This is a genomic window from Streptomyces sp. NPDC059454, from assembly GCF_042749965.1.
In the GTDB taxonomy this organism is placed as follows: domain Bacteria; phylum Actinomycetota; class Actinomycetes; order Streptomycetales; family Streptomycetaceae; genus Streptomyces.
Window position 1 is genome coordinate 154,067 of sequence record NZ_JBHYVC010000009.1, and the last position, 23,060, is coordinate 177,126.

Annotated in this window: 16 protein-coding genes; 7 read left to right on the forward strand and 9 right to left on the reverse strand. The window is 69.0% G+C overall.

The genetic code is table 11. The features are described from left to right. Positions 1-155 precede the first annotated feature (155 nt). Positions 156-590: a VOC family protein gene (locus tag ACFXAE_RS09485; RefSeq protein WP_384710553.1), complete on the reverse strand. Its 435-nt coding sequence runs from the start codon at positions 588-590 to the stop codon at positions 156-158. 100 nt (positions 591-690) lie between these two features. Next, complete coding sequence (locus tag ACFXAE_RS09490; protein WP_384710556.1) at positions 691-1,509, reverse strand: SAM-dependent methyltransferase; 819 nt, start codon at positions 1,507-1,509, stop codon at positions 691-693. A 526-nt stretch (positions 1,510-2,035) separates the two neighbouring features. Here ACFXAE_RS09490 and ACFXAE_RS09495 point away from each other — a divergent pair. Together ACFXAE_RS09495 and ACFXAE_RS09500 are read left to right on the forward strand one after the other, a co-directional pair. Then, positions 2,036-9,403 carry a polymorphic toxin type 27 domain-containing protein gene (locus tag ACFXAE_RS09495; protein WP_384710559.1) on the forward strand — a complete coding sequence of 2,456 codons (7,368 nt, stop codon included), beginning with the start codon at positions 2,036-2,038 and terminating at the stop codon, positions 9,401-9,403. A 16-nt stretch (positions 9,404-9,419) separates the two neighbouring features. Further along, complete coding sequence (locus tag ACFXAE_RS09500) at positions 9,420-9,833, forward strand: hypothetical protein (protein WP_384710562.1); 414 nt, start codon at positions 9,420-9,422, stop codon at positions 9,831-9,833. A 177-nt stretch (positions 9,834-10,010) separates the two neighbouring features. Here ACFXAE_RS09500 and ACFXAE_RS09505 read toward each other — a convergent pair whose 3' ends face one another. Together ACFXAE_RS09505 and ACFXAE_RS09510 are read right to left on the reverse strand one after the other, a co-directional pair. Then, on the reverse strand, positions 10,011-10,562 hold the full coding sequence (locus tag ACFXAE_RS09505) for a hypothetical protein (protein ID WP_384710565.1): 552 nt from the start codon (positions 10,560-10,562) through the stop codon (positions 10,011-10,013). A gap of 256 nt (positions 10,563-10,818) precedes the next feature. Beyond that, positions 10,819-11,454, reverse strand: coding sequence for a TetR/AcrR family transcriptional regulator C-terminal ligand-binding domain-containing protein (locus tag ACFXAE_RS09510; RefSeq protein WP_384710567.1), 636 nt, complete (start codon positions 11,452-11,454; stop codon positions 10,819-10,821). Between the two features lie 232 nt (positions 11,455-11,686). Between ACFXAE_RS09510 and ACFXAE_RS09515 the strand changes: the two genes are divergently transcribed. From ACFXAE_RS09515 to ACFXAE_RS09530, 4 genes are all read left to right on the forward strand, one after another. Continuing rightward, positions 11,687-12,667 carry a tetratricopeptide repeat protein gene (locus ACFXAE_RS09515; RefSeq protein ID WP_384710570.1) on the forward strand — a complete coding sequence of 327 codons (981 nt, stop codon included), beginning with the start codon at positions 11,687-11,689 and terminating at the stop codon, positions 12,665-12,667. Positions 12,668-13,322: 655 nt separating this feature from the next. Beyond that, the gene (locus ACFXAE_RS09520; protein ID WP_384710573.1) at positions 13,323-13,964 is read left to right on the forward strand and encodes a DUF6230 family protein; all 642 of its coding nucleotides are present in this window, start codon (positions 13,323-13,325) and stop codon (positions 13,962-13,964) included. A gap of 188 nt (positions 13,965-14,152) precedes the next feature. Then, positions 14,153-14,728, forward strand: a complete 576-nt coding sequence (locus tag ACFXAE_RS09525) for a DUF6114 domain-containing protein (RefSeq protein WP_384710576.1) — start codon at positions 14,153-14,155, stop codon at positions 14,726-14,728. Continuing rightward, positions 14,718-15,986, forward strand: a complete 1,269-nt coding sequence (locus tag ACFXAE_RS09530; protein WP_384710579.1) for a hypothetical protein — start codon at positions 14,718-14,720, stop codon at positions 15,984-15,986. The genes ACFXAE_RS09525 and ACFXAE_RS09530 overlap by 11 nt, the downstream gene beginning before the upstream one ends. 88 nt (positions 15,987-16,074) lie before the next feature. Here ACFXAE_RS09530 and pyk read toward each other — a convergent pair whose 3' ends face one another. The 3 genes from pyk to pta form a co-directional block, all read right to left on the reverse strand. Then, on the reverse strand, positions 16,075-17,502 hold the full coding sequence (pyk, locus tag ACFXAE_RS09535) for a pyruvate kinase (protein WP_384710582.1): 1,428 nt from the start codon (positions 17,500-17,502) through the stop codon (positions 16,075-16,077). A gap of 73 nt (positions 17,503-17,575) precedes the next feature. After that, positions 17,576-18,787: an acetate kinase gene (locus ACFXAE_RS09540; RefSeq protein WP_384710585.1), complete on the reverse strand. Its 1,212-nt coding sequence runs from the start codon at positions 18,785-18,787 to the stop codon at positions 17,576-17,578. Next, on the reverse strand, positions 18,784-20,886 hold the full coding sequence (gene pta / locus ACFXAE_RS09545) for a phosphate acetyltransferase (protein ID WP_384710588.1): 2,103 nt from the start codon (positions 20,884-20,886) through the stop codon (positions 18,784-18,786). The genes ACFXAE_RS09540 and pta overlap by 4 nt, the downstream gene beginning before the upstream one ends. A gap of 202 nt (positions 20,887-21,088) precedes the next feature. Here pta and ACFXAE_RS09550 point away from each other — a divergent pair, with 202 nt between their 5' ends. Next, positions 21,089-22,114: an ATP-dependent 6-phosphofructokinase gene (locus ACFXAE_RS09550; protein ID WP_384710591.1), complete on the forward strand. Its 1,026-nt coding sequence runs from the start codon at positions 21,089-21,091 to the stop codon at positions 22,112-22,114. Positions 22,115-22,303: 189 nt separating this feature from the next. On the opposite strand, the gene ACFXAE_RS09555 is transcribed toward ACFXAE_RS09550, so the two are convergent. Both ACFXAE_RS09555 and ACFXAE_RS09560 read right to left on the reverse strand, forming a co-directional pair. Beyond that, positions 22,304-22,750, reverse strand: coding sequence for a hypothetical protein (locus tag ACFXAE_RS09555; protein WP_384710594.1), 447 nt, complete (start codon positions 22,748-22,750; stop codon positions 22,304-22,306). After that, positions 22,747-22,989, reverse strand: a complete 243-nt coding sequence (locus tag ACFXAE_RS09560; protein WP_384710597.1) for a hypothetical protein — start codon at positions 22,987-22,989, stop codon at positions 22,747-22,749. The genes ACFXAE_RS09555 and ACFXAE_RS09560 overlap by 4 nt, the downstream gene beginning before the upstream one ends. Positions 22,990-23,060: the final 71 nt, after the last annotated feature.

Below are 23,060 nucleotides of genomic sequence, written 5' to 3' on the forward strand. Positions count from 1 at the left end.
CGTCCGGCACCCGTCCTTGTCCCCCCCGCCGTGCGGACCGGTGCCGATGAGCGGCGAGTGGGTCACCCGGCCGGCCTCCGCCCCGCCGGGCACAGCCCGCCGACCGGGGCACCGCAGCATGGGAGACGGCTCCCCGCCCCCGTACCGGGAGACGCTCAGTCGAGACAGAACTCGTTGCCCTCGATGTCCCGCATCACGATGCACGACTCGTTGTCCTCATCGGCGTACAGCGTTCGTTCGTGCGCCGCGCCGAGCGCGACCAGTCGTGCGCACTCGGCTTCGAGCGTGGCGAGGCGTTTCTCACCCACGAGCCCGGTGCCGGCTCGCACGTCGAGATGCACCCGGTTCTTGACGACCTTGCCCTCGGGGACGCGCTGGAAGTACAGGCGCGGACCCACACCTGTGGGGTCGGTGCAGGCGAACCATGCATCCCGCTGCTCGGTGGGCTGCGACTGCTTGTAAGCGTCCCAAGTGGCGAACCCCTCGGGTGGCGGCGGTACGACGTACCCCAGCACCTCGCACCAGAAACGAGCGAGACGCTCGGGTTCTGCGCAGTCGAAGGTGACTTGGAACTTCTTGATCGATGCCATCGGGGCACCGTAGCAAGGGGCTCCGTCGCTCATTTCCCGGTGGGGCTCCGGCGGCCGGCGGGGCCCACTCGACATGAGCGGGCCTCTCCGCGCGACCGGGTCACGGCTTGCGGGCCACCGCGCCGTACAGGGAGATCACGGCGTGCTCGTCGACCGTCTCCCCGTCCGCGAGCTCGGGATGCCAGTCGGTCAGCTGGACCAGCCCGGGCTCCACCGGCTCCAGGCCCTCGAAGAAGCGGGCGATCTCCGCGCGGGTGCGCGGTGCGAGCGTGACGCCGCCCGCCCTGTACATCTCGACGCCGCGGCCGACCGCCTCGGGGTCGAAGTCCGCCGTGAGCTGCGACAGGACGAGGTGGCTGCCGGAGGGCAGCGCCTCGACGAGCCGCGCCACCAGGCCGTACGGATCGTCCTCGTCACCGAGGAAGTGCGTCAGCGCGACGAGGGACAGCGCCACCGGGCGGCCGAAGTCCAGCTTCTCGCGGGCCTGTTCCAGGATGCGGCCGGGCTCGCGCACATCGGCCTGCACGTAGTCGGTGACGCCCTCGGGGGTGCTGCGCAGGAGTGCCTCGGCGTGCTTCAGCACGATGGGATCGTTGTCCGTGTAGACGACACGGCACTCCGGTGCGATGCCCTGCGCTATCTGGTGCAGATTGGGCTCGGTGGGGATGCCGGTGCCGATGTCCAGGTACTGGCGGACACCCGCCTCGCCGGCCAGCCACCGGGTGACCCGCTGCATGAACCAGCGGTTGGTGCGGGCGACGTGCCGGGCCGTGCCGTCGACGCCCATGATCTGCCGGCCCAGTTCCTCGTCGACCGGGTAGTTGTCCTTGCCGCCGAGGAACCAGTCGTAGACCCGGGCCGGGTGCGGCCTGGAGGTGTCGATCCGTGCGGTGACGGGTTCGGTTCCGGTCCCGGTCATGCGCGCCTCCCCGGCTGCTCGGCGTCCCGTGCGTCCCCGGTGGGGATGATCGCGATCCTCGCAGCGCGCCGGGGGCGGCGACAGGCGACTACCGGCCGACCGTGGCCGGTTCACGGCCGGTACCGGTCAGCCGAAGCGAACCGAGATGTGGTAGCGGTTCCGCGTTCTTCATAACGGGAAGGTCAAGGAAGGGCTTTCTTTGCCCTCTTTTGTGTCTTTCTGTGAATCTTAGTGAAGATCCTTTGCTCTTCCTGTGGAAGATCGCCTGTGGCAGGGTCAACTGCGCAAGCGGTGGCGCCAGTTCGTGTGTGTGGGGGGCGAGCGCTGGCGCACGCCATGCCAGGGGTGTGTCATGCGGATGGCAGTCGCCGTGCCTGTCATGCCCATGATCGATGCTGCCGTCCTTCGAATGGATGGTTGGGCAGACTAGATGCCATTATTAACAAACATCAGCAAACGCCAACATCGATGGCGTAGGCGAGAGGCTTTGACCAGGGTCACAAGCGGGACGGCTCTCGTCACCGCTGTGGCCGTACTCACCACGCTGATGCACGTGACGCCCGCCGCAGCCGACACGGTGCCCGAGGAAGACACTGGCTATTGGCGTAACAGCATTGGTGAGGGTCGGCGCCTCGACCGCTGTCTCGTCGGTGTGGCGCTGCACTTCGGCGGCGCCAACGTGAAGACGAAGGCTGTCGAACTTCTGTCCGGCACTGCCGAGGAACTCCACGCCGCCGTCAACGAACCTTTCTGGGACGCGTTTGGGCCCATCGGCCTAGCGAGAGACGCGGATAGTGAAGCGGCGCTGGACTACCGCGATCGCTCCGATGCGCGCACTAAAGCCCTGGATGCGGCCAACGAACCTTACACGGAATCCGCGTGGGCCAGTGACGACATGGATGAGCATGCCCCGGAGTTCGATAAGGATGTACGGGAATTCACCCTGTTCACGCAGGAAAAACTTGCGGGACGAATTGGCTGGGAAGGGCATTCTAACGCTGGACCAAAGGCGATCGCCCGAGCCAAGGAGATCACTGAGGCCAACCGTGGCAAGGAAATCGCGCACGACTGGGCGGCTGACTCAATGCTTCGGGAGCCGGACCTCAACCAGACGCGGTTCTCCGGAGGCACGACAGCCAGTGACATCGCCTCTTACCTACGGCACGGCGGTTTCCTGACCGAAGCGCCCGCTGAGGGATCGGCGGAGTACCGCGTTGAGGTCGAGAACCTCAAGCAGGCCTGGGCAGCCTGTGATTACCAGAATCCGGTCGATCCCCAACGCGCTCTCAATGGCCCGGTGATGACCGCGATGGCCGAATGGGAGGTCGAGTACGCTTCCCAGGCCACGCCTCGCGCGACCATCATCCAGGCCGAGGCGGACGCGGCCAAGGCCACCCGCGAGGCCACCGACGACATGATCGAGGCGATCGGAGAGGCCTGGCGAGCCGAGCAGATCCTGACCTGGCGCAAGTACTGGCAGGAGCAGCTCGTCGTCGACCCCGAGGACGAGGATCAGCCCGACCAGGCGTTCTACGATCAGGCCGACGCCGACCTGGCCCGCGTCAGGACCAACGTGGAGAACCTGGTCGCCTCGGCCGAGGAGCACGCAGCCACGGCCGCCACCGCCGCCGGGAAGGCTGCGACCGCCCAGCAGGAAGCCTGGGCCATCGCCGACACCAACCACGTACCGCGCGGTCGAGGCCTGATGTACGCCCAGCAGTCGGTACAAGTCGCTCGTGCCTCCAGCGCCGCCACCGAGGCCGCAGCCAAGGCGACACGCACCGCGCTCGAGGCGGCCAACGCCACCGTCGCCGACAGCGACACCCTGCTGGCCAAGGCACAGACCCAGTCGCGGGCGGTGAACACGGAGTTCCGCCGGATCGCCGCGCAGGAGGCCGCCGCCCAGGCGAAGGCCGCAGCCGACAGTGCCGAGGCCGACGCCAAGGCTGCCGAAGAGAGCGCGACTACGGCTGAGACTGCCCGGACCACCGCGCAGAAGAAGCAGGGCGAGGCGCGTCAGGCCGCTGCCGATGCTCAGAGCCAGCGGGCCAAGGCCGAACTGGAGCACGCGACTGCCGTCGCGTCCCGCGTTGAGGCGGCCAGCGAGCGGGCGAAGGCGCAGGAGGCCGAAGCACGAGCCAAAACTGAGCAGGCCGCTGCGGAGAACGCCAAGACAGAGGCCGGAACCGCGGCTAGCGAGGCCACCGGGAAACGCAAGGTCGCCACGGAGAAGGCGAACGCTGCACAGGCCGAACGCGAGAAGGCTGTGGCGGCCGAACGTAATAAGCAGGCGACCGCGGCGCGTGCCGCGGCGCTGAAGGCTGCCGCCGCTGCCGCCGAAGGCACCGAGGCCGCCGACGAGACGCGGCAGGCCGCCGACGAGGCTCAAACCGCCGCGGAGAAGGCGGCTACCGCCGCCACGGCCGCGCGTACCGAGGCCGACGAAGCCACCAGCGCGGCAGTCGCTGCCCGTACAGCCGTCACGAAGGCGGAGGGCGCGGCCGAACGGGCTGAGGCCAACGCCAGCAGTGCGTGGTCGGCGTACCTGAAGTCATCCGGTGATGCCGCCTCTGCCCGTGCTGCGACAGCAAAGGCGCTCGATGCATCCCAGGACGCGGCGTTTCAAGCCGAGATGGCTGCCACCGCCTCCGAGAACGCCTCCGAGCTGTCGAAGAAGGCCAAGGCGGAGGCAGCGGCGGCAGTGCCTGATGCTGAGGAGGCCGTAAAGTCCTCCGCTGTCGTAGTGGGTCGGGCCTATGCCGCCGGTCAGGCCGCGCTCGCTGCTCGCGACAGCGCGAAGGATGCGATCGCCGCCGCCAACGATGCCGTCTCCATCGGCACCCCGTATCAGGAGAAGGACAGTTCAGCGGCGTTTGCCGTTCTTGTCGGTCAGTCCTCGAAGACGTTGGCGGAGCAGCAGGCTGCAGCCGCCGAGGCGAAGGCTGCGGAAGCGGCCCAGGCCGCGGACGACGCACGGCAGGCGGCAGACCAGGCGCTAGGCGATGCCAAGGCGATTACCGAGGCAGCCGCCCAGGCTGCTGCGGACTCGGCACGCGCGAGCCAGGCTGTTATCAGGGCCCAGGAGGCGGCCGCCGACGCGGCAAGTGCGAGCCAGGCTGCAGGGGAGGCTGCTGGTTCGGCCACCGGTTTTGCTGAGCAGGCGGGCACCGATGCCGTCAGCGCCGGCCTGACTGCGAACAAGGCCGGGTCTGAGGCCGTTGAGGCCGATCGTGAGGCAACCGAGGCCGAGCGTGGCGCCAACCGGACTGGTGTCGCTGCCGACGAAGCCGCCGACGCCGCGGCAGATGCGCAGGAGGAGGCAACCAAGGCGGAGCAGGACGCCAAGGATGCCGAAGAGAGGGCAGCCGCCGCCGAGGCAGACAGCGCCGCCGCTGAGGATGCCGCCCAACGGGCGGAGCAGGAAAAGCACGAACAGAACGAGGCTGAGCGCGAGGAAGCACTGCAGAACGGCAGCACTCCTGTCGAGGGCGGTGCCTCGAACTGGCCGACTCTCGGTGAACGGGAAGAGCAAATCCTCCTGGACAAGTGCGGCCAGACTTGCGTTGACGAGTACCGGGCCGCGATCGCTGCCGTTTCGGTGAACGTCGTTGAGTGGACCGCCTCCCATGGCGGGCAGATCCTGTTCGACGAGCTCGGGACCGCCGCCGTCAAACAGTGCCTGGCCCAGAACGACGTCGAAGGCTGCCTCTGGTCACTCGTGGACGTCGAGTCGGCCGCCGTGATCGTCGGCCGGATACCCGCACTCGCCGAGGCGATCGAGAAGGTCAGCACCGGTATCAGGCAGGTCTTCGGCGATGCCGGAGAGGCTCAGTGGAAGCTGGATGAGCTGACGCGCCTCATCAGCGAGGTTCGTAGCACCCCACGTCGTGAACGGTGCGTTGCGGGTGTCGCGCTGCACGTGGGCGGTGCCCACATGAAGGCAAAGGCCATCGAAGGCCTGTCCGGCACCAACGAGGAGCTTCGCGCCGTCGTCGGCGAAGACGGCTGGATCTCGCTCGGCCCCCTCGGCCAGGCCAGCGACAAGGACTGGGACGACACGATCACCTACAGGGACGCGTCCTACGCGCGCACGGACGCGCTGGAGGAAGCCAACAGCCCCTATGCGGCGAGCTCGTTCAGTGACGACATCAAGGTCCACGCACCGAGATTCGACAAGGACGTCCTGCAGTTCACCCTGTTCACTCAGAAGGAGATGGCGGACCGCCTCGGCTGGGACGGCCATAGTTATGCCAGTGCCGAGGCGATCTCCCGGGCCCGGGAGATCACCGACGAGAACCGCGGCAAGGACCCCTGGTACGACTACGCGGCGGACAACATGCTGCGCGATGCGGCGGTGACCCAGACCGGCTTTCCCGGAGGTATCACCTCCAGCGACATCGCCGCGTACTTGAAGCATGGCGGTTTTGTCGTAGAAGCGCCCGTCGAGGGCTCCGCGGAGTTCCGTATCGAGGTGGAGGACCTCAAGCAGGCATGGTCGTCGTGTGACCACCAGGACCCGGTGGACCCGCGCAATCGTCTGAGCGCCGTCGTCTCCCAGGCCAGCGCCGAGTGGGAGGCGGAGTACACCGCCCAGGCGGCGCCGCGTGCGGTGATTGTCCAGGCGGAGGCCGACGCGGCGGCCGCGACCCGTGCGGCCACCGACAACATGGTCGAGGCCATCGGCCAGGCCTGGCTCGCCGAGCAGATTCTGCTCTGGCAGAAGTACTGGCACGACGAGCTGAAGGTGGACCCGAACAACATCTTCAAGCCGAAGCAGTCGCTGTTCGACCGGGCGGACGTCGATCTGGCGCGGGCGCGCGGCAAGGTCCAGGCACTGACTACCACGGCCAAGCAACAGGCGTCCGTTGCCTCCGCTGCCGCCACCCGTGCGGTGACGGCTCAGAAGCAGGCTTACGACATCGCCGACGCCAACGAGGTGCCGCGCGGCCGTGGCCTGAGCTACGCCCAGCAGTCGGTCCAGGTCGCCCGTGCCTCCGGCGCGGCGGCCCAGGCCGCCGCGAAGGCGACGGAGACGGCGCTCAACGCGGCCAACGCCACGGTGTCCGAGGTCAAGGCGCTGCTGGCGCTGGCCAAGACAGAGACCCACGCGGTCAACACCGAGTTCCGCCGCATCGCCGCCCAAGAGGCTGCCGCCCAGGCGAAGGCTGCCGCGGACAGCGCCGACAAGCAGGCGGACGAGGCGGAGGCCAACGCGGCCACGGCGAAGGCTGCGCAGGCCACGGCGGAAAAGGAGGAAGAGGAAGCCCGCAAGGCAGCGGCGACGGCCCAGAGCCAGCGCGCGATCGCGGAACTGGAGCGGGCGAATGCGGCAGCACACCGGGCGACGGCAGAGGCGGAACGCGTCAAGGCCGGCGAGGCAGAGGCACGAGCGCAGGAACAACGGTCCGTTGCCGGTGACGCTCTGTCAGCGGCCGGGGCCGCTGGATCGACCGCGGCGGCCAGAAGGGCCGACGCCGAAGAGGCGGAACGCAACGCCATCACCGCCCGTGACAAGGCACTGGAGGCTGAGCAGAAGCGCGACTCCCTGGAAGCCAAGGCGCAGGCGCTGGAGGCACACGCTGAGGCCGTAGCCGGCACGGAGGCGGCCGAAGCAGCCCGTACTGCTGCTGAAGCGGCACGTGCCGCCGCCAACAAGGCGACCACGGCCGCCACCAACGCCCGTACCGCGGCGAACGAGGCTACGACAGCCGCCACCAACGCCCGTGAGGCAGCCACCAAGACTCAGGGCGCTGCTGCCCGTGCCCGTTCCTCTGCGGACACGGCCTGGGCTGCCTATCTGACGGGGGTCGGAGCAGCGGCCAACGCCCATGCAGCAGCTGCTGTGGCCATCGACGCGTCGGAGACCGCAGCGCAGAACTCCAAGAAGGCGGAAGCGGACTCCAAGCAGGCGTCTGCGGCTGCGGCAACAGCGAAGAAGGACGCTGCCGCAGCCAAGAGCGAGGCCGCCGAGACTGCCAAGTGGGCGGCTACTACGGCCGGTCATGCCTACGCCACAGCAGTGTCCGCCGTAGCGGCACGGGACACCGCGACGCAGACCGCGGCGTCGGCGAACCAGGCCATCGCGATCGGTGCCCCCTACCAGCAGACGGACGCTTCTGCGGCGTTTGCGGTGTTGACCGGCCAGAGCGCACTGACCCTGTCGGAGCAGCAGGCTGCGGCGGCCGAAGCCAGGGCAGCCGAAGCGGCGACGATGTCGACGGAGGCTCAGCGTCTTGCCGAACAGGCAGACGGTGATGCCAAGCTGGCCATGACAGCCGCTGCTGCCGCCGCGCAAGACGCCGAGCGTGCCGCACGTGCGGTCAAGCGGGCTCAGTCGGCTGCGAAGGCGGCGGCCAAGGCGGCCCAGGCCGCGCAGTCGGCGGCAGACCGTGCCTCTGGCTACGCCCGGCAGGCCGGTGAAGACGCCCTCTACGCCGGGTTTGCGGCGAGCGAGGCTGAGACCGACGCGGTGGCGGCCGACCGCGAGGCCACTGAGGCGGAAAAGGACGCCAGCTCGGCCCGAGCCGCGGCCGATGAGGCGGAGAGCGACGCCGCCGACGCCCGCGACACGGCCGACCAGGCCGAAAAGGACGCTGCGGCGGCGGAGAAGGCGGCTGCCGGCGCGTGGGACGCGGCGAACGAGGCCCAGGAGGCCGCGGACCGCACCGAGAAGAGCGGCAGCGGCGAGCAGATCTCGCAGGGTGTCACCACCGGGATCAGCGATGTGTGGGCGGTTCTTGATCACATCGAGTACATCGGCGAACCGCAGAACGTCGTCAAGGACAACTGCAACCCGATCCTCCACTTCGGGGACTGCACGATCACGTCCGACGTCACGTACAAGTCGCACGTCGACGTGTTCATGTGCATGGTGCCGTGGGAGTCGTACACGAGCTCGGGCAGATGCCCGACCGCAGAGACGGTCTACCTTGGCCGCGAGGTGTCGGAGAAGCCCGAGACGAAGACGCTCAGCCTTACGCTGACGATGGACGAGTTCAACTCGGGCATCGACCCCATCGACATCCTTCTCGGCGACTTCATCGGCTGCGCGAAGCTGATCACGCCGGGTATCTCCGGTGGTAGCTGGGGCGACTGCGCCTGGGCGGCCAGCTGGTTCGTTGCGGGCGTGATCTTCAGAACGGCGAAGACCACGGTGATGGCGATGGATGCCGCCATCAAGACGGGCGTCGGGTTCATGGACGCCTTCCATGCGCTCCGCACTATGGGTCTGACCGAGGCTGCCGTCCAGGGCATCATCAGGCGGATCTTCCAGCGGGTCGGCACGGCGTGCGAGGTGGCGGACACCGCGACCTTCTCGGTCGCGTCGTACTCCGCCACAACGTTCGCCGCGGCGTCGTCCAACGACGAGATCGTCAAGAAGTGCCAGGCGGTCCTCAAGGATCTCGTGAAGGACGGTGATCACATTGTCCTCGGTGTCAACGCCGGCAAGGACCGGCCCGGCTCGAACAACCTGGCCCCCATCGTCGGCGGCCAGACCTTCAACCACAGCGTGTACGCCACCGAACTGCCCGAAAGCATGGGCCTGGGGAAGCGCGCCATCTGGACGGTGGGCGTGGAGCGGGCGGTGTCCAACCCCAACGTGAAGATCACGGTGTCCCTGGACGGTGTCCAAGGCGCCGAGAACGCCGACGACGCGCTGAGACTGCTTCTGGCACGAGGGGAGGCGATCCCGAACAGCGACTGGGGGCTTATCCAGTCCGCCGGCTACGGAACCGCGTGGGAGATGATCAAACTCCGTACGGCCGTCCGGCTGGGGGACCGTAACTGGAGGTCCATCGAGTGGCGCATGTACGACCCTGATACGAAGACGTACAAGGTCGTCGAGCCGGAGCGCTTCAGGTACCCCAACGGAGAGCTGGTGCCCGACGAGTGAGAAGGAAAGAGTGGTCATGACGGATTTCGTCCGAGAGGGGCGGCTCTTCAAGGTGAGCGGGTACAACCCCTCGCATCGCCAGCTCTTCCTGACCAGTGAGGCCCTGCGCGAGGACCGGACCACGACGCGGGTCGAGGTCTATATAGGGCATGTGGAACTGATGTTCCTGAAGCCCTTCTACGGGAACGGGCTCCACATTCGGCGGGCGACCGCCGAGGAGTTCGCCATGCTCAGCGAGCGGCACGGCATTCCGGCCGAGGACGCCGCCTATACCTGGATGCTGGAGCGGGACGGCGGCAGCTTCGTCGTCGGCGGCCACCCGTCCTGGCGGGAGGCGGAGTACAAGCTGATGGTCGACCGGACGTGGTTGTACGACGCGAGCAAGCCCTGGCCGCCGGAGTACCCGGTGGAATCGGGGCACGTCAGCTGAGTGAAAAGGGAAGGGGCATCCCCGGTGCACAGAGCACTGGGGATGCCCCTTCGTTTCGTGTTCCTGCTCAGAGCACCTACCACCTGCAGCAGCACCACGGGCGAGCCCTCCACCAGACCCGGGCGACCATCAGCCACTACAACCGATCACACCAAGAACTGAGGTTGCAGTACGCGGTCACTCCAGCTGTTTCAACTGCTCCTCGATCGTCGATGCTGGGATCGCACTGTCCTTCGGCGTCAGCATGTTCACCCCGTAGAACGTGACGACCACACCGCCCTTGCGGACCACCGTGTACGTCATCGGGACCGACTGCTTCGCCACCACGCTCGTGATGCGGTAGCTCAGGGCGTCGTCGCCGAGGTCCGGGTCGTTCAGCGGCTCCACCGACTTGTAGGTCAGGCCGAGGGTCTTGAAGCCGTCGGGGCACTTCTTCAGGGAGGTGCGCAGCTCCGACATGACACGCTCGGCGTTCTTCTCGGAATGGGAGGCGAGCCACATCGAGCCGACGGTGGCGTTCTTCGCCGAGGACGGTTCGAGGGAACGGTGCTCCGTGCTCACCGCCTCGATGTGCGTGTAGCCGCCGGCCAGGCTCGCGACCGGTTGGCATTCGGCCTTGTCGGCCTTCATGTCGCGGCCTGCCTCGACTTCCGCCTTGGCGACCTGCTTGAACTCAAAACCTTTGCTCTTCCCCGAGATCGTGGCCTTTTTTAGGGCCTGAGGATCCATCGCGCCGATCCGCTTCGCCTTGGCCGATGCCTTTGCCTCTGCACTCGACGTGCTCTTCCCGGTCGGAGTGGCCTTCTTGTCGTCGGTTCCGTCTGAATCACTACTGCACGCAGATATTGTAAGTAGGGCCGGAAGTGCGACAACGACCGGGAGCGTCCTTCGCAGTCTCATGCTCATTCCTGACATTTCTCGCGGAGTGAAACATTGGCGAAATGATCTTACCGACGGGCGAGGGGTATTCTCTATTACGTTTTGACTACGCTGGACGGTCGGCCATTGCCGCACCCGCGAGGCCCGACAGCAGGACCCGGGTGAAGCCGTGCACCCACTCCTCGTCGGCCGGTTCCGCGCTCACCAGGGTGCGGTGCACCACCGCGCCGGCCACCATGTCGAAGATCAGGTCGACCGTACGGGCCGCCTCGCCGGCGTCGGACTCCGGCGGCAGCTCGCCCCGCGCCTGCGCCCGTGCCCGGCCGGCGAGGACGAGACGCTTCTGCCGGTCCACGATCGAGGCGCGGATGCGCTCGCGCAGGGCGTCGTCGCGGGTGGCCTCGGCGACCACCGCCATCAGCCCGCTCCGGGCCTCCGGGCGGGCCAGGATCGCGGCGAACTGGAGTACCACGCCCTCGATGTCGGCGGCCAGCGAGCCGCGGTCGGGCAGGGTCAGCTCGTCGAAGAGTTCCGCGACCGCGTCCACGACCAGTTCGTTCTTGCCCGCCCAGCGCCGGTAGAGAGTGGTCTTCGCCACCCCGGCGCGGAGCGCCACGTCTCCCAGGGTGAGCTTGGACCAGCCCAGTTCGACCAGGGCCGCACGGGTCGCGGCCAGGATCGCGGCATCCGCGGCGGCGCTGCGCGGGCGCCCGGTGCGACCGGCTGGGGTGCGGCTCTGCATGGTCCGACCATAACCGGCTGGTTCCGTACGGTCGTGGCGGAGATCACCGGGGCACAGTGTTCAGGAGACCTCGGCCGGTATTACGCTACGACCCGTAGCGAAAGCGCGCGTGACCGGCGTGCCCGAGCGACGACCACCGGCGTGGGGTGGGGACCCGGCGTCAACAGCACACGTACGCCTGGCTTTCCCGGGCGTTTTCACACATGCGCGGAGTACGGGGGAGGATAGACGCATGCAGCCACGGAACATGTCCATGAGTGGAGTCGTCGACCTCGCCGCGGTGAAGGCGGCCCAGGAGGCCAAGGCGAAGGCGGAGCAGGCGCGCGCGGAAGCGGCCCGACAGGGCGGCGGGGGTGCGATCTCCCCGGCCGATCTCATCATCGACGTCGACGAGGCCGGCTTCGAGCGCGACGTTCTGCAGCGGTCCACCGAGGTCCCGGTCGTCATCGACTTCTGGGCCGAGTGGTGCGAGCCCTGCAAGCAGCTGAGCCCGCTCCTTGAGCGGCTCACCGTCGAGTACAACGGACGCGTCCTCCTCGCCAAGATCGACGTCGACGCCAACCAGATGCTGATGCAGCAGTTCGGGATCCAGGGGATCCCGGCGGTCTTCGCGGTGGTGGCCGGCCAGGCACTGCCGCTCTTCCAGGGGGCCGCGGGCGAGGCGCAGATCCGCCAGACCCTGGACCAGTTGGTGCAGGTCGGCGAGGAGCGCTTCGGCCTGACCGGTCTCGCCGTCGACCCCGACGCCGAGCCGGGCGGCGGCGCCCCGGCGGAGGCTCCGGCCGAGGCCGCAGGTCCGTACGACGCCCTGCTGGAGGCCGCCGTACGGGCGCTGGACGGCGGTGACCTCGCCGGTGCCGTCCAGGCGTACAAGAACGTGCTCGCCGACGACCCGGGCAACCCCGAGGCCGCGCTGGGTCTCGCCCAGGCCGAACTGCTCCAGCGGGTGCAGGGCCTGGACCCGCAGCAGGTGCGCAAGGAGGCCGCCGAGAAGCCGGGGGACGCCGGGGCGCAGATCGCCGCCGCCGACCTGGACCTGGTGGGCGGTCATGTCGAGGACGCCTTCGGTCGGCTCGTCGAGACGGTGGGGCGCACCGTGGGCGACGACCGCGACGCCGTACGGGTGCGGCTGCTGGAGCTGTTCGAGGTGGTCGGCGCCGACGACCCGCGGGTGGCCGCCGCGCGCCGGGCGCTGGCGCGGGCCCTGTTCTGAGCCACCCGGGCACCGTTGCCCGATTCCGGTTGATTTGCCGGGGGTTCGGGTTCGTGGGGTTCGAGTTGCCGAACGGATCACGGATGCCGATGCGGCCGCGCTTTGCCAAATCTTGGTAATCGCGGCCGCTGTTACTGCGAGTAAGTCGCAGGCGGTGATCTGTCGGATTCTGTCCATCGATCAATAGTTTTGTACGGCCCCTGCGGTGTACCTAGCGTCGCCGGGCGGGGTCGGTCGGTCGTTGCGCGGTTACCCGGCCGTTACTAGCGAGTAACGAACCCCCTTGTGTCGACGGCGAGAATGCACCACGATCGGCGACGCTCGGTCCATTACCCGTACCCCGACAGCCGGTCGGGCCGCGGGAACTCCTGGGTCCCCACCGAGCAGAACCGGCGGCAGTGACGCCGGTTCTCGGACAGGGGGGTCTTCGCCCACCCGGCGAAGCCTGTCCAGCAGGGTTGTGCGTGATGCGTGTCAGGCGCGACCAGTGGTTGTCGCTCGGGGGTGATCGCCGGTGATCGGGCGCGTCGTACGCGCCGTCGAGCTCGGGCGCTCTCCTTCCCGAGGACGTAGCACTTCTCCATCCCTGCCCGGTCGATCCGCCGTTCAAGGCGACGAGCCGGAGCAGGAGATGCACGTCCGAGAAGGAGGAAATATGGAGTCCCAAGTGCGTGGCGGGACCAGATGGAAGCGGTTCGCTGTGGTCATGGTGCCCAGCGTGCTCGCTACGGCGGCGGTGGGTGTCAGCCTGGCGCAGGGTGCGCTCGCGGCGTCGTTCAGCGTGTCCGGCCAGCAGTTCAAGGTGACGGCCAAGCACCTGCACGGTGAGGGTTTCGCCCAGTACGGCGGAATCGACACCGTCTACACGTCGGTCAAGGGCGACAAGCAGACGAAGGTCCCGGTCGCGATCTCGTCGTTCGAGACGGCGAAGATCAAGGAAATGTGCCAGTCGGTCAAGACGGACATCCCCCTCGTGGGGACGGTCTACCTCCGTCTTGAGGCGGGCAACGAAGCGAAGAAGCCGGTCAGGGCCAAGAACCTCTTCATCGACGTCGCCCAGCTCGACGCCGACGCGAAGTTCAAGAACATCGACATCGGTGTTGCGGTTCAGGACAAGAGCCGCGGCCCCGCCGTCAAGGCCGGCGAGAGCGTGCTGCCGGGCGGCTTCGCCCAGCAGGCGGAGTCGGCTGACCTCTACGACGTCAAGCAGACGGCGTGGGCGACCACGGCCGGCACGTTCACGCTGAACGGCCTGTCGATGCGTCTCGGTACGAGCTCCAAGATGGAGTGCTACTAGACGGCTTCCGTCACCGGGGTGTTCCGGGGTAGCTGAGCTGCCCCCGGGGGGCGGGGAGGCCATCGCTTCTCCGCCCCGCCGCCCGGCCGGTCCGCGTGCCGGGCCACCCTCACAGACCCACACTTCCGGCTTCTCCACGCCTACGGCCGAGCCGGTACGTACTTCCCCCGGACCCAGGGAGCTTTTCCATGAGTGCCGAGACTCCGGTCCAGAGCACCGGGACCTTCGCCCGGCTGCGTCTGCGATTCCGTGACTGGCGGGGCACCCGGCCGTTCTGGGCCGGTCTGTTCACGCTGCTGGGCGGCATCCCCATCGCGTACTTCCCCTACGCCACGCTGAAGCTGGGCCACATGTCGCTCGCCATGGCGACGACGGCCGGCGCCGGATCGCTGATCATCGGGGTGCTGCTGGTCACGCTGGGCCTGACCATGTGGTTCCAGTCGGCCACCCGGGTCTTCGCCGGTGTCGCCGCGATCCTGCTGGCCCTGGTGTCGCTGGTGATCTCCAACATAGGCGGCTTCCTGGTCGGCTTCCTGCTCTCGCTGATCGGTGGCGCCCTCGCCCTCTCCTGGGCGCCGGGCGAGCCGCCGGTCGAGGCGGCGGGGGAGCACGACGGCGCCGACGCGCCCACGGGTGAGGCGGCGCCCGACAACGCGCCCCAGGACCCCTCCGTGGCACCGCAGTTCCCGGCCGCTCCCTATGAGAAGGGGGAAGACGGTGAGGTGGACGGCGTCCGGGCCGCAGGGGGGCACCGTGTCGGCTGACGAGGTGCGCGGGCCGCGTCACGCGGCCCCCAAGAAGCCGCTGTTCACCAGATTCCACGTGCCGAGCGGCAAGGCGATAGCCCTGGCGGCGATGCCCACGGCGGTCCTCATGGGGATGGGGTTCACGCCGACGCTGGCCCTCGCCGACGGCAACGACGGGAAGCCGACGGCGAACAGCCTGACCCTCGACGAGTACCAGGCCTGCCTGGAGGTCGTCGAGGGCGCCGAGAAGGACGACGCCTCCGCGTCGCCCACGCCGTCCGCGTCGGCGAGCGGGAGCGAGAACGGGGCCACGGACGAGGAGCCCTCGGCCGAGGCCTCCGAGCAGCAGGCCCCGGAGTCGGACAAGGGTACGGACAAGGACGCCTCCTCTTCGCCGGATTCAGGTTCCGACGACAAGGACGAGCCGGCGCCCGCCCCCTCCGCCGAGGACACGGCAGAGCCCGAGCCGGAGCCCTCACAGACCGACCGCAACGTCCTGGAGGACCTCGGGGACGCCATCAAGGACGTCTTCACCCCGAAGGACAAGGAAGCCGAGGCGAGCCCCACCCCGTCCGCCTCCGCCACGGAGGACGCGGCCGACACCGTCGAGGAGACCACCGAGAAGGTCACCGAAGCGGCGAAGGACACCGCCGAGGACACCGGCGACAAGGCCTCGGAGGCCGCCGAGGACACCAAGGAGACGGTCGAGGAGGCCGCGGGGGAAGTCACCGACGAGGCGACCGCGACCCCCGAGGCCACCGCCTCTCCCAGCCCCTCCGAGTCGGCCACGGTCGACCCCGAGGACTGCCCGGTCGCCACCGACGCCGAGGGCGGCGTCGACAACAAGATCCTGCTGCCCGACGACCCCTGGACCCTCAACGCCAGCTCCCTGCTGCTGAAGGGCGCCAGCTACGAGGGCATCGTCGAGGTGCGGACCGCCAGCGGCGCCACCAAGAAGGTGCTGAAGTACGTCATCTCCGACGGCACCGACATCGGGGACCTGCACCAGACGGTCAAGGACGAGCAGTCCGGCGCGACCCACCACGTGCAGGCGGCCAAGGGGTCGACGTCCACCATCCGCGACGGCGACACCGTGATGTACACCGAGAGCATCTCCGGCAACCTGCTCGGTCTGCTCCCGGTCACGTTCGACCCGGAGAACCCGCCGCCGCTCAACATCCCGCTGATCTACTTCACCAAGGTGACGGTGAAGCAGGCCGGCCAGTTCGGCGGCACCCTGCACGTGCCCGGACTGCAGCAGTACATCACCACCTGAACACCTTCGGACCCTCCCGGGAGCCGCAACACCGAGGGCGCCCCCTGTCACAGGGGGCGCCCTCGGTGCCGTACCGGCGCTTCACGGGTCAGCCGGTCGCCTCACCCAGGTGGTGGACGCGGACCATGTTGGTGGTGCCGGGGACACCGGGGGGCGAACCGGCCGTGATGATCACGATGTCGCCCTCGCTGAAGCGGTTCAGCTTGAGCAGCTCCTGTTCCACCAGCTCGACCATCTCGTCGGTGCTGTTCACGAACGGCGCGACGTACGGCTCCACGCCCCAGCTGAGTGCGAGCTGGTTGCGGGTCGACTCGTCCGTGGTGAACGCCAGGATCGGCTGGCCGGCGCGGTAGCGGGACAGCCGCCGGGCCGTGTCGCCGGACTGGGTGAAGGCCACCAGGCCCTTGCCGCCGAGGAAGTCGGCGATCTCGGCGGCGGCACGGGCCACCGAACCGCCCTGGGTGCGCGGCTTCTTGCCCGGCACCAGCGGCTGCAGCCCCTTGGAGAGCAGCTCCTGCTCGGCCGCCTGGACGATCTTCGACATCGTCCGCACGGTCTCGATCGGGTACGCGCCCACGCTCGACTCGGCCGACAGCATGACCGCGTCGGCGCCGTCCAGGATCGCGTTGGCCACGTCGGAGGCCTCGGCGCGGGTCGGCCGGGAGTTGGTGATCATCGACTCCATCATCTGGGTCGCCACGATCACCGGCTTGGCGTTGCGCCGGCACAGCTCGATCAGGCGCTTCTGCACCATGGGGACCTTCTCGAGCGGGTACTCGACGGCCAGGTCGCCGCGGGCGACCATGACGGCGTCGAAGGCCGCCACGACGGACTCCATGTTCTCCACCGCCTGCGGCTTCTCCACCTTGGCGATGACGGGGACGCGGCGCCCTTCCTCGTCCATCACGCGGTGGACGTCGGCGACGTCCTTGGCGTCCCGGACGAAGGACAGCGCGACCAGGTCGCAGCCCATCCGCAGGGCGAACCGCAGGTCCTCGATGTCCTTCTCGGACAGCGCGGGCACGTTCACCGCCGTGCCGGGCAGGTTGATGCCCTTGTGGTCGGAGATGACGCCGCCCTCGATGACGATCGACTTCACCCGGGGACCGTCGACGTCCAGGACCTTGAGCTCGACGTTGCCGTCGTTGATGAGGATCTGGTCGCCGCGGGACACGTCGCCCGGCAGGCCCTTGTAGGTCGTTCCGCAGATCGTCTTGTCGCCCGGGACGTCCTCGGTGGTGATGGTGAACTCGTCACCGCGCACCAGCTCGACGGGACCCTCGGCGAACGTCTCCAGGCGGATCTTCGGGCCCTGGAGGTCGGCGAGGACACCGATGGCCCTGCCCGTCTCCTTGGCGGCGGCACGGACCCGGTCGTACCGGCCCTGGTGCTCGGCGTGCGAGCCGTGGCTGAAGTTGAAGCGGGCCACGTTCATGCCGGCTTCGATCAGAGCGACGAGCTGCTCGTGGGAGTCGACCGCGGGGCCGAGAGTACAGACGATTTTCGAACGGCGCATGGGGCGATCCTATCGGTTTGTTTCGCAGCGGAATATTCCGTCTGGCGGAAGGTACATATGAGAAAGTCCCTGCTCAGTTGTTCTTTCCGACCAGTGCGTATGTCTGCTGAGCGATCTCCATTTCCTCGTCCGTCGGAACCACCGCGACCGCGACCCGCGCGCCCTCGGGCGAGATCAGCCGCGGCCCGCCGCCGCGTGTGGCGTTGCGCCCGCCGTCCACCGCCAGACCCAGCCCCTCCAGGCCCGCCATGGCCGCCTCCCGCACCTCAGCGGCGTTCTCGCCGACCCCGGCGGTGAAGGCCACCGCGTCCACCCGTCCGAGAACGGCGTAATAGGCGCCGATGTACTTCTTCAGACGGTGAATGTAGATGTCGAACGCCAGCTCCGCCCGTTCGTCGCCCTCGTCGATCCGGCGCCGGATCTCCCTCATGTCGTTGTCACCGCACAGTCCGACCAGACCGCTCTTCTTGTTGAGGAGAGTGTCGATCTCGTCGGCGGACATTCCGCCAACACGCATCAAATGGAAGATGACGGCCGGGTCCATGTCTCCGGACCGCGTACCCATCACGAGCCCCTCCAAGGGCGTAAGACCCATGGAGGTGTCCACGCAGCGCCCGCCCCGTACGGCCGAGGCGGACGCCCCGTTGCCCAGGTGCAGCACGATGACGTTCACCTCCTCGGGCGCCTTCCCCAGCAGCCTCGCGGTCTCCCGGGAGACGTACGCGTGCGAGGTGCCGTGGAAGCCGTAGCGGCGGATGCGGTGCGCGTCGGCGGTGTCGACGTCGATCGCGTAGCGGGCCGCCGACTCCGGCATCGTGGTGTGGAAGGCGGTGTCGAAGACGGCGACCTGCGGCAGGTCCGGGCGCAGCGCCATGGCGGTGCGGATGCCGGTGAGGTTGGCCGGGTTGTGCAGCGGCGCCACCGGGATCAGCCGCTCGATCTCCGCCAGCACCCGGTCGTCGATCACCGTCGGGTCGGTGAAGTGCTTGCCGCCGTGCACCACGCGGTGGCCGATCGTGGCCAGCTCGGGGGAGTCGAGCCCCAGCCCGTCGACGGCCAGTTCCTCGGCCATCGCCTTCAGGGCGGCGTCGTGGTCGGGGACCGCTCCGGTCCGCTCCCGGGTCCGTCCGCCCGACGCGAGCGGGGTGTGCCGTACGAGGGAGGTCCGCTCACCGATCCGCTCGACCAGTCCGGTGGCCAGCCGGCTGCTGTCGCGCATGTCCAGCAGCTGGTACTTCACCGACGAGGAGCCGGAGTTGAGGACGAGGACACGGGTCGGGCTCACTGGGCGGCTGCCTTCTCGCTCGGGGCCGGGGACTGGGACTGGGCCTGGATCGCCGTGATGGCGACGGTGTTGACGATGTCCTGGACGAGGGCGCCCCGGGACAGGTCGTTGACCGGCTTGCGCAGACCCTGGAGCACCGGCCCGACGGCGATCGCGCCGGCCGAGCGCTGCACGGCCTTGTAGGTGTTGTTGCCGGTGTTCAGGTCGGGGAAGATCAGCACCGTCGCCTGGCCCGCCACCTCCGAGCCCGGCAGCTTGGTCGCCGCGACCGACGGCTCCACGGCCGCGTCGTACTGGATCGGCCCCTCGATCCGCAGATCGGGCCGGCGCGAGCGCACCAGCTCGGTGGCGGTGCGCACCTTGTCGACGTCGGCGCCGGAGCCGGACGTACCGGTCGAGTACGACAGCATCGCGATCCGCGGCTCCACCCCGAACCGCGCGGCCGTGACCGCCGACTGCACGGCGATGTCGGCGAGCTGCTCGGCGTTCGGGTCGGGGTTGACCGCGCAGTCGCCGTAGACCAGCACCTTGTCGGCCAGGCACATGAAGAAGACGGAGGAGACGATGTCCGCGTCCGGCTTGGTCTTGATGATCTCGAAGGCCGGCCGGATGGTCGCCGCCGTGGAGTGCACCGAACCGGACACCATGCCGTCGGCGAGGCCCTCCTGCACCATCAGCGTGCCGAAGTAGTTCACGTCGGAGACGACGTCGTAGGCCAGCTCCACGGTGACGCCCCGGTGGGCGCGCAGGGCCGCGTACTTCTCGGCGAAGGAGTCGCGCAGCTCGGAGGTCGCGGGGTCGATCAGCCGGCTGTCGCCGAGGTCGATGCCCAGGTCGGCGGCCTTCTTGCGGATCTGGTCGACGTCACCGAGCAGGGTCAGCTCGCACACGCCCCGGCGCAGCAGCACCTCGGCCGCGTGCAGCACCCGCTCCTCGGTGCCCTCGGGGAGCACGACCCGGCGCAGGTCCGAGCGGGCCTGCTCCAGCAGCTTGTGCTCGAACATCATCGGGGTGATGCGGTCGCTGCTGGGCGCGGAGACCCGCTTGGTGAGGTCCGCGGTGTCGGCGTACCGCTCGAAGAGGCCGAGTGCCCGCTCCGCCTTGCGCGGGGTGGCCGCGTTCAGCTTCCCCTCCAGGGAGAACAGCTGCTCGGCGGTGGGGAAGCTGTTGCTCGGCACCGAGAGCACCGGGGTGCCGGGCGCGAGACGGTCGGCGAGGGTGAGGATGCGCTCGCCGGGCACCTCGTCCAGGGTCAGCAGCACCCCGGCTATCGGCGGGGTGCCGGCGCTGTGCGCGGCCAGCGAGCCCACCACCAGATCGGCCCGGTCGCCCGGGGTGACCACCAGGCAGCCCGGGGTCAGGGCGGCGAGGAGGTTCGGCAGCATGGCGCCGCCGAAGACGAAGTCCAGGGCGTCACGGGCGAGCCCCGAGTCGTCGCCGAGGACCACCTTCGCGCCGAGGGAGTGGGCGATCTGGGAGACGGTCGGGGCGGACAGCGCCGGCTCGTCGGGCAGTACGTAGCAGGGCACCGGGAGCCGGGTGGCGAGCCGCTCGGCGATCTCGTCCCGTTCCTCGACCGCGACCCGGTTGACCACCATGGCGAGCACGTCGCAGCCCAGGGTGTCGTAGGCGCGGTAGGCGTTGCGGGTCTCGGCGCGCACCGACTCGGCGGTCTGCCTGCGGCCGCCGACGACCGGGATCACGGAGGCGCCGAACTCGTTGGCGAGCCGGGCGTTCAGGCTCAGCTCGTCCGGGAACTGGGTGTCGGCGTAGTCGGTGCCGAGGACGAGGACGACGTCGTAGTCGCGGGCGACCCCGTGGAACCGGTCGACGAGGGTGGACACCAGCTCGTCCGTGCCCTGCTCGGCCTGGAGCGCGGACGCCTCGTGGTAGTCCAGACCGTAGACGGTCGACGGGTCCTGCGTGAGCCGGTACCGGGCGCGCAGCAGTTCGAAGAGCCGGTCGGGCCCGTCGTGCACCAGGGGACGGAAGACGCCCACCCGGTCGACCTGCCGGGTCAGGAGCTCCATGACCCCGAGTTCGACGACCTGGCGGCCGTCGCCGCGGTCGATTCCGGTCACGTACACGCTGCGGGTCACGCGCGCTCTCCGTTTCGTCGAGGGCCCCAAGGGTCTTCGGCGGGGTCACAAAAATCGCCCACCCAGGTGAGCGGACCCCTCTTGACAATACCTCCGGCGCTGGCTAGGGCGCCCACCCGTACGGCGTCGGCGGCGCCCGGGGGGACGTGAAACAATCGGGACTGGCTCACCGGTATCGACAGCGACCAGGAGACACAGCACGATGCGTATAGGAGTGCTCACCGCAGGCGGCGACTGCCCTGGATTGAACGCAGTGATCCGGTCGGTCGTGCACCGGGCGGTCGACAACTACGGCGACGAGGTCATCGGCTTCGAGGACGGCTATTCCGGCCTGCTGGACGGCCACTACCGCCCGCTCGACCTCAACGCGGTCAGCGGCATCCTGGCCCGTGGCGGCACCATACTGGGCTCCTCCCGGCTGGAGCGCGACCGGCTCCGCGAGGCCTGCGAGAACGCCTCCGACATGATCCGCGACTTCGGCATCGACGCGCTGATCCCGATCGGCGGCGAGGGCACGCTGACGGCGGCCCGCATGCTCTCCGACGCGGGGCTGCCCGTGGTCGGCGTCCCGAAGACGATCGACAACGACATCTCGTCCACGGACCGCACCTTCGGCTTCGACACGGCGGTCGGTGTGGCGACGGAGGCGATGGACCGCCTGAAGACCACCGCCGAGTCCCACCAGCGCGTGATGGTCGTCGAGGTCATGGGCCGGCACGCGGGCTGGATCGCCCTGGAGTCCGGCATGGCCGCCGGCGCCCACGGCATCTGCCTGCCCGAGCGCCCCTTCGACCCGGCCCAGCTGGTCAAGATGGTCGAGGAACGTTTCGCCCGCGGCAAGAAGTTCGCGGTGATCTGCGTCGCGGAGGGCGCGCACCCGGCCGACGGCACCATGGACTACGGCAAGGGCGAGATCGACAAGTTCGGCCACGAGCGCTTCCAGGGCATCGGCACGGCCCTGGCGTACGAGCTGGAGCGGCGGCTCGGCAAGGAGGCCAAGCCGGTCATCCTCGGCCACGTCCAGCGCGGCGGTGTTCCCACGGCGTACGACCGCGTCCTCGCCACCCGCTTCGGCTGGCACGCGGTAGAGGCCGCGCACCGGGGCGAGTTCGGCAAGATGACCTCGCTGCGCGGCACCGACATCGTGATGGTGCCGCTGGCGGAGGCGGTCACCGAGCTGAAGACGGTCCCGGGGAACCGGATGGACGAGGCGGAGTCGGTCTTCTAGGCGGTACGGCGTGAGGGGTGGCCCCGAGCCGTCGAGCGGATGCCGTCGGCGAACCCGCCGGACGGCCGCTCAGGCCCCCGCGCCGACACCATGATGGGAGCGTTTCTCCCGGCGAAACACCGCATAAGCGGCTTCATACCGGGAGAAACGCTCCAATCACCGAACGGTGGTGGGGGCAGCTGTGCCCGCTCATACCGTGATGACGCCGATCGCGGGTTGTCCCGGCAGGTCCAGAGCTGCGGCGCACAGCTTCGGTATGTGTGGTCCGTCGGACGTCACGAGGCGGACGGGCGGTGTGCACAGCGCCGCGGTGGCCACGACGACGGCGTCCACGAGACATTCGTGACCGTCCAGGCTGGTCGCGTCCAGCAGGCGGCCGGCCGCCTGGAGGACGCTGTCGTCGACGGCCCTGGTGTCCAGCCGGGACGACAGGAACGCCAGGCGCTCGCCCTGCTGCCCCGAGCGCCGCACCTCGAGCGGCGTGAGGGCGGACAGCGTCACCCTGCGACCGTTCCGCTCGGCGGACTTGATCCGGGCCCACATCTCGTCGTCACCGTCGACATACAGGGACAGGCCCCGGGCGTCCAGCACGAGAGTGCCTCCGGCCTGCACCCTGCCCTTGAGGCGTTTGCTCACCACTCGGATTCCGCCCGCCTCATCGCCTCGTCGCCGGCCGGCCCGAACTCGCGCTCGTCGGCCTCGACGGCTTCGCGCAGCTTGGCCATGGCGAGCCACTGCTCCAGCGCCTCGGAGACGACGGCCGAGAACCCGGACTTCCCGGTCCGGACCTCGACCTCCTTTATCAACGACTGCGGCAGGGAGACGGACCGCTTACCAGCCCGCTCCGGTGTGGGGGAGGCGGCGTGAGTGCTCATACCTGAAACGTAGTACCGCCGGTAGGAAGATTCCTCTCGCGAACTCCCGAAGGTGAGGGGAGCGGCGCGTG

Bases quoted from the DNA above. Each gene is read 5' to 3' on its own strand.
- ACFXAE_RS09485 (WP_384710553.1), bottom strand. From the start codon at position 590: ATGGCATCGATCAAGAAGTTCCAAGTCACCTTCGACTGCGCAGAACCC.
- ACFXAE_RS09490 (WP_384710556.1), bottom strand. From the start codon at position 1,509: ATGACCGGGACCGGAACCGAACCCGTCACCGCACGGATCGACACCTCC.
- ACFXAE_RS09500 (WP_384710562.1), top strand. From the start codon at position 9,420: ATGACGGATTTCGTCCGAGAGGGGCGGCTCTTCAAGGTGAGCGGGTAC.
- ACFXAE_RS09505 (WP_384710565.1), bottom strand. From the start codon at position 10,562: ATGGATCCTCAGGCCCTAAAAAAGGCCACGATCTCGGGGAAGAGCAAA.
- ACFXAE_RS09510 (WP_384710567.1), bottom strand. From the start codon at position 11,454: ATGCAGAGCCGCACCCCAGCCGGTCGCACCGGGCGCCCGCGCAGCGCC.
- ACFXAE_RS09515 (WP_384710570.1), top strand. From the start codon at position 11,687: ATGCAGCCACGGAACATGTCCATGAGTGGAGTCGTCGACCTCGCCGCG.
- ACFXAE_RS09520 (WP_384710573.1), top strand. From the start codon at position 13,323: ATGGAGTCCCAAGTGCGTGGCGGGACCAGATGGAAGCGGTTCGCTGTG.
- ACFXAE_RS09525 (WP_384710576.1), top strand. From the start codon at position 14,153: ATGAGTGCCGAGACTCCGGTCCAGAGCACCGGGACCTTCGCCCGGCTG.
- pyk (WP_384710582.1), bottom strand. From the start codon at position 17,502: ATGCGCCGTTCGAAAATCGTCTGTACTCTCGGCCCCGCGGTCGACTCC.
- ACFXAE_RS09550 (WP_384710591.1), top strand. From the start codon at position 21,089: ATGCGTATAGGAGTGCTCACCGCAGGCGGCGACTGCCCTGGATTGAAC.
- ACFXAE_RS09560 (WP_384710597.1), bottom strand. From the start codon at position 22,989: ATGAGCACTCACGCCGCCTCCCCCACACCGGAGCGGGCTGGTAAGCGG.